The 7,940-nt window shown below is 43.1% G+C and carries 6 protein-coding genes; 3 read left to right on the top strand and 3 right to left on the bottom strand.

Features of this window, described 5'->3' with window-relative positions; genetic code table 11:
- Positions 1–822, top strand: an 822-nt coding sequence (locus AC1DSE_RS25735; protein ID WP_477528394.1) for a PAS domain-containing protein, incomplete at its 5' end; no start/stop codon positions are given.
- Positions 823–824: 2 nt separating this feature from the next.
- On the opposite strand, the gene helD is transcribed toward AC1DSE_RS25735, so the two are convergent.
- Positions 825–3,152 (bottom strand): RNA polymerase recycling motor HelD, encoded by a 2,328-nt coding sequence (gene helD / locus AC1DSE_RS25730; RefSeq protein ID WP_441886079.1) that lies wholly within the window; start codon positions 3,150–3,152, stop codon positions 825–827.
- A gap of 240 nt (positions 3,153–3,392) precedes the next feature.
- On the opposite strand from helD, the gene AC1DSE_RS25725 reads away from it, so the two are divergent.
- Positions 3,393–4,118 (top strand): queuosine precursor transporter, encoded by a 726-nt coding sequence (locus AC1DSE_RS25725; RefSeq protein ID WP_477528393.1) that lies wholly within the window; start codon positions 3,393–3,395, stop codon positions 4,116–4,118.
- Between the two features lie 91 nt (positions 4,119–4,209).
- Here the strand turns inward: AC1DSE_RS25725 and AC1DSE_RS25720 are convergent, their stop codons facing one another.
- Both AC1DSE_RS25720 and AC1DSE_RS25715 read right to left on the bottom strand, forming a co-directional pair.
- Positions 4,210–6,534, bottom strand: a complete 2,325-nt coding sequence (locus AC1DSE_RS25720) for an alpha/beta hydrolase (RefSeq protein ID WP_477511381.1) — start codon at positions 6,532–6,534, stop codon at positions 4,210–4,212.
- The gene (locus tag AC1DSE_RS25715) at positions 6,525–7,313 is read right to left on the bottom strand and encodes an ABC transporter ATP-binding protein (RefSeq protein ID WP_477511380.1); all 789 of its coding nucleotides are present in this window, start codon (positions 7,311–7,313) and stop codon (positions 6,525–6,527) included. Before AC1DSE_RS25715 ends, AC1DSE_RS25720 begins: the two co-directional genes overlap by 10 nt.
- Positions 7,314–7,470: 157 nt before the next feature.
- Here AC1DSE_RS25715 and AC1DSE_RS25710 point away from each other — a divergent pair.
- Positions 7,471–7,940 (top strand): GTP pyrophosphokinase (locus AC1DSE_RS25710; RefSeq protein ID WP_477528392.1); only part of this gene is annotated, 470 nt, incomplete at its 3' end.

Here is a 7,940-nt window from a genome sequence, read left to right as displayed (position 1 = left end):
GTGCGCATAGAGGACGCGAACCAAGCTTTCCTTAGGTTATGCGGTTATACGCTAAAAGAGCTGCAATCCAAAAAAAGCAGCTATTTGCTTCATAAATACAAGATCAACATTTCAAGGCAAGTGATGAGAAGCGAAGTTAATATTTACACCAAATCGAAACGAAAAATCTCTGTACGCATTGACCTGCAGCCTTTGCCAAGGAGCATTGATAATAAACTTCTTTATGCCTTCATTATATTCGAAGATCTATCACCATACAATTGGATTGAACAGCAAGCAGAAAGAAATAAAGTGTTGATCAGCGGAATTATTGATAGACATCATCATGTGCGTTTTCTAAGAGACAGGCTTGCTCCCTTTCAAATTGAGCCTAACCAGCAAATGCAGGACGAAACCCTGCTGCAATTTATTGCGGAAACGGATCATGGTAAAATTTTAAAAATAATACAAGAGGCTCACCTGCAAAAAAAAGAGCGGAGTATTACGATTAAGACAAGCAAGCTAAGCGGGATCGAGTTTGAGTTGTCCGTTTCGTTTACACCTATTATTGACGGATTTGGCGACGTGCTTGAGTTTGCATTCGTCATCTGGGATCTGCGTCCTGTCGATGATTGTATCGAAGCTTCGATGAAACTGCGCATATGGATGGCCAAAAGAGATATAACCGTCGGTTATCTATCCTCATCAACCGGTATTTCCATTCAAACCATTTCCAAGCTCCGCAACGGGAAAATATTGAAGCCCCAAAGACTTACAGCAGAGCTGATAGCTTCGGAGCTTCAAGTGGATGTTCATGATATTTGGTCAGAGATTAGAAAATAAGGTTATCTGATGAACGGCGTGAGCTCTCCCGTATGGAAAATATGGAGCTCATGCATCGCTCTCGTACACGCCGTGTAAAACAGCTTTCTTTCGCTTTCGCGTGAATAGATCTCATTGCTAGCATTGCTAATGACAACTGCATCAAACTCGACGCCCTTGGCTAAATAAGTAGGAATCACAATAATTCCTTTTTCAAACGTAACGGTTTCCTTTTCTACAAGGCGGAGCTTAGGAAAGTATGGCTGCAAAGACGCATGCATGCGTTTGCTTTCTTCCGCCGTTTTACATATGACCGCAATCGATTGATAACCGCCCAGCAGCAGCTGATTCATTCGTTCCTGCATTCCCTCTATGAGCTGCATTTCGCTATCTGCTTTAGTGATTGTTGGTTCAGCGCCATCTCGGTTGAAGGCCTCAATTTGATCACCGCCTTCAATCATCCGACTCGTGAATGACACAATCGGCTTCGTCGAGCGATAGCTTCTTGTTAAAATGATCTTCTCTGTCTCCTCCTCGCTATACAGCTCTGATAACGGCTCGAAGCCATTACCTGTTACAGCGTGAGCAAATATGGACTGATTGAGATCACCCAGCACGGTCATTTTGCAGTTGGGAAAAATACGTTTTAAATAGTGATATTGAAAAGGTGAATAGTCCTGCGCTTCATCAATAAATAAATGTTTAACCAATGTATTCGTTTGAAATCCTTCAAGCTTTTCTTTTAAATATAAATACGGAGTAGCATCCTCATAATAAATCTCTTTCTGATTGAGCTTTGCAATCGTTTGCTCACTAATTTCATTCCATTTTTCAGGCAATTGATGATCGCTGTTTTTAAATCGCTCCAACATATTCGCATTATCCTCGAATAGTCTCTTATAAATCGCCGGCACATCCAAAAACAATAATTGCTTCACTCGTCTGCGCAGCTTCTTGAATTTTTTCTGCACAACCATCGCGGCTAAATAATCACGTTCAGCGTCAAAATCGTCAAATGTGTTTCCTGCAAAATGTTTTTTCCGTTCCAGATCTTCAAACGCCTTCGCATACGCCTCTTGATCCAGAAGCTCGATCTGTTCCTGAACCCAGTCCTGATCCCGTTCCTCGCGGCTTAACCGCGTCAGCTCTTTCAGTATCCATTCCGCCGTAAGGCGTATCCGGTTTCCAATGGAAGACGAACGCTCCAAACTGTAAAATTGCTCCGAAATTGCTGCTGCAGAAATCAATTTTCGTCCCATAAACGTAATTGCTTTAAAAGCTAGCCCCTCTTGACCAAGCTCGGCTGCATAGTGATCAATCAAATGCATGAACGAATTGCTTGATTTATAAGTAATTCCAGCTATTCTCGCATCATAGCCTTGTTCATTAACCGCTGCGAGCGTATATTCCATTTGTGAGAATGGGTCCTCTAGGGCAAACGTTTGTCCTAGCCTGTGCTCGAGATATTGCTGATAGGTCGTTTGCTGCATATTTTGCTCGCCAAGCTCGGGCAATACGGTCGCCACATAACTGTTGAACATTGGGTTTGGTGAGAATAAAACGATTTGGTTCGCATTTAACCAGCCGCGATACCGATAAAGCAAATAGGCCACTCGTTGAAGCGCGGCTGACGTTTTTCCGCTGCCCGCAGCTCCTTGAACGATAAGAAGCCTTGCGCGCTCGTTGCGAATGATGCGATTTTGCTCGCGTTGAATCGTTGCTACAATGCTTTTCATTTGGGCATCTGACTGCTTGCCTAACACTTCCTGAAGCAGCTCATCCCCGATTGTGACACCTGTGTCGAACATACTGCGAATTTCAGCATCACGTATAATAAATTGACGCTTAAGCGACATTTCGCCCTCAATCGAGCCGCTTGGCGTTTCGTACTGCACAGGACCCGGGCCATAATCGTAATAAAGACTCGACACGGGAGCACGCCAGTCATAGATAAGGTATTCATATCCGCTTTCATCCAGCAAGGAGCCTACACCTAAATAAATCGGCTCTGATTTGGACTGCCCCTCCTCCTGAAGATCAATTCGACCGAAGTATGGAGAATGCTCAAGCTTATAAAGTGTTTTAAGCTGTTCCTCAGCATGGCGATGGCTTCTTTCACGCTCTGAGAGTACCTCTGCTTGCTGCTTCATGCTGGCATGCGACTCTGCTGATTCCGCCGCATCTTCAAAATTTAGTGTTACATCATCCCAAAAATTACGTCGAAAATCAACGATATCCTCGCGTATGCCGCCAAGCTGATTGTTGAATTGTTCTATCCGAGTGCGGATGAGATCCGTCACGTCAATGACACGCTGCTGCTCTTGTTCCAATTGTTCGTTAGAATTAGTCACTTTACCACTCCTTAACTATTAGTAAGGTTAACCAAGTCTTTGGCATACCATGTTTTAAAACGTAACATCCATTTTACCATCTTCTGCCGCCTAAATGAAACAACAATCAAAAGTTATTGCTCCGCTCCTAAGAAGCGTTTATAATGACAAAGGCAGAAAAACAACTCAGAAGTCTTATCAGTCAAGCAATTCGCGGTTCGAAAACTCCCGCGTTATCAAAACTAGGAGGTAACAAGCAACATGTTTAATTTATGGTTTGGCGCGATCTTCATGCTCGTGCATTTTTCGTTATTTCTTCTTTCGTATCGTTTTTTTGGCCGGGTAGGCATTTACGCTTGGATAGGAATGGCTACCGTGTTAGCCAACATTCAAGTCGTCAAAACAATCGATATCCATGCCTTCGGCATGATTATTGCTATAACGCTTGGCAATACGATGTACGGAACTATCTACTTGGCGTCAGATCTTCTTAATGAAAAGTATGGCGAAAAAGCGGCCAAAAGAGCCGTTTGGTTCGGATTCTTCACGCTTATTACTTCGACCATTATTATGCAGATGGCGCTTCTTTTTAATCCGTTAAATGAAGAATTTCCTCTGCAGGTTCAAGGTGCTATGGAAACGTTATTCGGACTAATGCCAAGAATTGCACTAGCAAGCTTATGCGCATATTTTGTGAGCCAATTTTTGGACGTCAAAATTTACTCCACTTTAAAACGTTTATGTCCGGCTCCAAATCAGCTCTGGATTCGTAATAATGGGAGTACTATGGTAAGTCAGCTAGTCGATACGTTCATATTTTGCACCATTGCTTTTGCAGGCGCACCAGGCTATAGCAGCAAGCTTTGGCTCTCTATTTTCTTATCGACTTATGTCATCAAATTTATCGTATCCCKTTGTTCGACACCATTCTTATATGCTGCAAGAAACTTTACCTTTAAAGAAGAAAAGGAAAGTCTTCCGGGCTGATGCCATCTGGACAAGCTCGTAACTTATGATTCATATAAGGTTGTAAAAGCGGGATGCCAACTGCCAGGCATCCCGCTTTCCTATTTGCTCACTATGATGTAAACCCAATATCGTCAATCATTACTTTTCCTGGTCCACTTACAAAACGAAACGTAATTCGGCTAATCTCATCCGCTTTTATCGCTAATTCGTCTGAGCTGAACAGCTCAAGCGGCAGCGTGTAGGTTTGAAATATGGGCTCCGAAGATTCTTTATATTTCTCATCCTTAATTCGCTCCTCCAGCCAAGGAAAAGCCATAAAGGCAGTATACGTTGGCGGCGCCACAGGCATCACTTTATCTAAGCCTAGCTCTATACTCTCGCCTTCAGTCGTCGTAAGCTCAATCTCTATGACCGGCAGCGGCGGCGGTTCAGAGAGTTCTAATTCGTTATGAGCAGCATCCGCTTTGTCTTTATCCTCTACAGCGATCAAATCACGTTCAAGATTTGCCATCGAAAATACAAGATTGCCCTCCGTTATTTCTGCGGCTTGATCAATCGTTTTTGGCGATAATTCCAAAGCATATTCCGCCCCAGGCTCCGACCATTCCAGCTCGATTCCTTTTGTACCTTTGTTTTTGCCATCGCGGTCTTCAGCTGATGCGATGCTCCAATCGATCATTCCAGCAACACTCGCCTTGCCGCCATTCTTCAGCGCTGTTTTTTGCTTGCCATCATCATACCTAGCAATCTCTGTAAAATCGGACGATTCAAACCGATTGGTATACGCTGTATTTGGGAGCCAATCAAGTCCAGACCGATAATCTTCAAAAAGCTGCTTATAGCTGTTTTCTCCTAGCAAAGTAGCTTGCAAAAATGCGGATACATACACTTTGGAAACTTGACGCTGGTCCTCAGCCGCAAGCAGCTCCTTACGACTCAAAAACAGGCCTCCCGGCGGACGCTCATCCATTCTCCCCCAGTCAGAATTAAATTGACTGTGATTAGCATCCGCGATATAAAGAGCTGCCTTAAACTTATCTGTTGACTCTTGGAACTTCGTTCTGCTGTACTGTCGATCACCGTAAAAATTGTTTACATCCGCATCTCGCGCCCCTTGAAGCGTCAAGTAATTTACATCGGTCAGCTGAGCCGATTTATTATCGACTTGCTTATCTGTTGGTGCAATTGCCACAACAGACTCGATTACAACATCATTTAAGCTCTCTAATGTTTTGTCGTCTTTAAACCAGCGATCCGCATCAGAAGCCATAGCTACTGCTTGGCCCCCGCGGGAATGACCAATTAATGCAACCCTGCTTATGTCAACTTTTCCGGTAAAAGGATTGCCGACTTCTTCGTTCAACTGTTTAATTTGCTGCAAATGCTTAAGAAGTACCCAAGCGCGTACTTTCATATCATTATTAGGTATACCAGACCAAACGGAATAGTTTAAAAAATTCTCATCTACTGAAATGGCTATTATGCCTTGGCTAGCAAGCAGCTCCCCCAAATAGCCATAACCCCCATCAGAGAAATCCTCCATCAAATGATTGCCATGTACGATAAGTGCAATTGGATATGGTCCTTCACCCTCCGGCATCCAGACACGCCCATTTAAAGGCAGAGCATGCTCGTCAAATCCCCAAAATTTTGTTTTCAGTTTTGACCATTCTGTAATATAAGCTGAAGCATCAACTGCCGTAGATCGAACATCAACCTCTTTGCCAAAAATGACTCTATGCTTATCCAGCCCGCTTCCATAAGTGAAAGCCTGAAATACAAACTTCCCATTCTCAGCTGGATCAGGCGCATTTATTGTATTGCGAATGGAATCGCTGTCCAGCGCGACGTCAGCCGTTTGAGACATAGCTGCAGTTCCTGGCCAATAAACAAACAGATAGCTGATCGCTGCAACAGAAGCTGCTCCCACCATAATCAAAAATTTGCTCCGTCGCTTTATTTTTAACTTTAAGAGGATACCGAGCAAACAGCCCGCAGCAGCCCCTAGTATGGTAAAAGCTAACGCAATGATAATCGACATGAGTATGCCAAGCTCTGCATAATACAAAATCAGATAAGCCTCTATCGAAGCGTATGTCCATACAGCCGCAAGTCTGCGTGGTATTGGTAAATACAACATTGAATATATAAATGATAGCAAGTTCGCTGCTAGACTCATAGCAACGATATTCAAAATTAAAAAAAGTAAAATATCAATAGCCGTACCAAGTCCAGTCGGCATGCCAAGCGCGGCTGCCGTCATCGCTAGTGACGCAAATAGAGCTGAGCTTCCTGTAGCAATTCTCGCTATATAATGATCTCGTTCATTTCTAAGCTCGAATCGATTTTTTAACCAAGCCATTATTTTTTTCCATCTTTTTGGCTCAGGAGGCTGCTGCAGCTGAAACTGCGGCTCTTGCAATACTAATTCCATAAATCCCCCTCAACAGTAATCCAGTTTCGGCTATTACGCTTCTCGATATGGACAGGCACTCCAAAAAAATCACTCATAAGTGCGGATGTCAGCACCTCAGAAGTGTCATTTGCTGCAAACACCTTCCCCTTCTTAATTAAAAGCGTTTTTGCAAAGCAAGGCAATATCTCTTCCACGTGATGGGTCACGTAAATAATGGTAGGAGCATTCTGCTCGCCTGCCACAGCAGCTATCATTTGGAGCAGCTGCTCGCGTGCAAATACATCAAGGCCTGTACACGGCTCATCCAGTATTAACAGCTTCGGAGAAGCCATCAGCGCTCTTGCGATCAACACTCGCTGCTTCTCTCCTTGTGACAGCGTGTTGTATGTTCGCTCCATTAAAGCTGTACAGCCAAGTGTTCTCATTAATTCTTCTGCTTGGATCATGTCAGCAGAATCGGTTTGATCATATAGTCCAATGGTTGCAAATTTGCCGCTAAGAACAATTTTCAGAGCAGTCTCAGAGCCATATAGCTTTTGCTGCAATGAAGTACTAACCCAACCAATGCTTTTTCTCAGCTCGCGTAAATCAAATTCACCGAATTTTTTCCCAAGTACAGCCATACTGCCCTCAGATGGCCAAATGTAGCCGTTAATCATATTCAGCAATGTTGTTTTGCCAGAACCGTTCAGTCCAAGCAAACACCAATGCTCACCTTCGTTTACTTTCCAGCTTATTTGTTCCAAAATTTTATTGTTATCTTGTTCCCACGAAACGTTATGAATGTCTATGATCATGATTAACTCTCCCATCTGTTGACTTTTAAGTATGCTATAAATTTGACTTGGCATATAATATCGACCATTATAATAATACAACGATTCTCGCTTATGTCGAAACCGTTCCAGCTAATAATCACATATATATAATTGTTATATCAGGAGTGATCTGCGTATGAAAACGAATCAACTAAAGCAATGGGCTCATTTTTTTCTGACTTATAAATTTGCGCTCGATGCTGTAGAAACAAAACTTAACATTCTAAATGAAGAATTTCAATTTATTCATGATTACAATCCGATCGAGCATATGAAGACCAGAATCAAAGCGCCAGAGAGCGTCATGCAGAAGCTTCAGCGCAAAGGGCTCCCTATCACTCTTGAGGATGCCAAAGAGCATATTCGGGATATTGCTGGTGTGCGCGTAATCTGTTCCTTCTCTACCGATATTTATCAAATCGTCGACATGATTAGCAAGCAAAGCGACGTGCGCGTCGTTGAGCTCAAGGATTATGTCATCAACCCGAAGCCAAATGGTTATCAGAGCATTCATTTGCTTATTGAGATACCGGTCTTCCTTACCGATCGAACTGAAAATGTGCTTGTAGAAATTCAAATTCGAACGATTGCCATGGATTTCTGGGC

This window comes from Paenibacillus sp. 01L418 (assembly GCF_056400045.1).
Note: the sequence above shows the minus strand (reverse complement) of the source record. Positions and strands in the feature narration are given on the sequence as shown.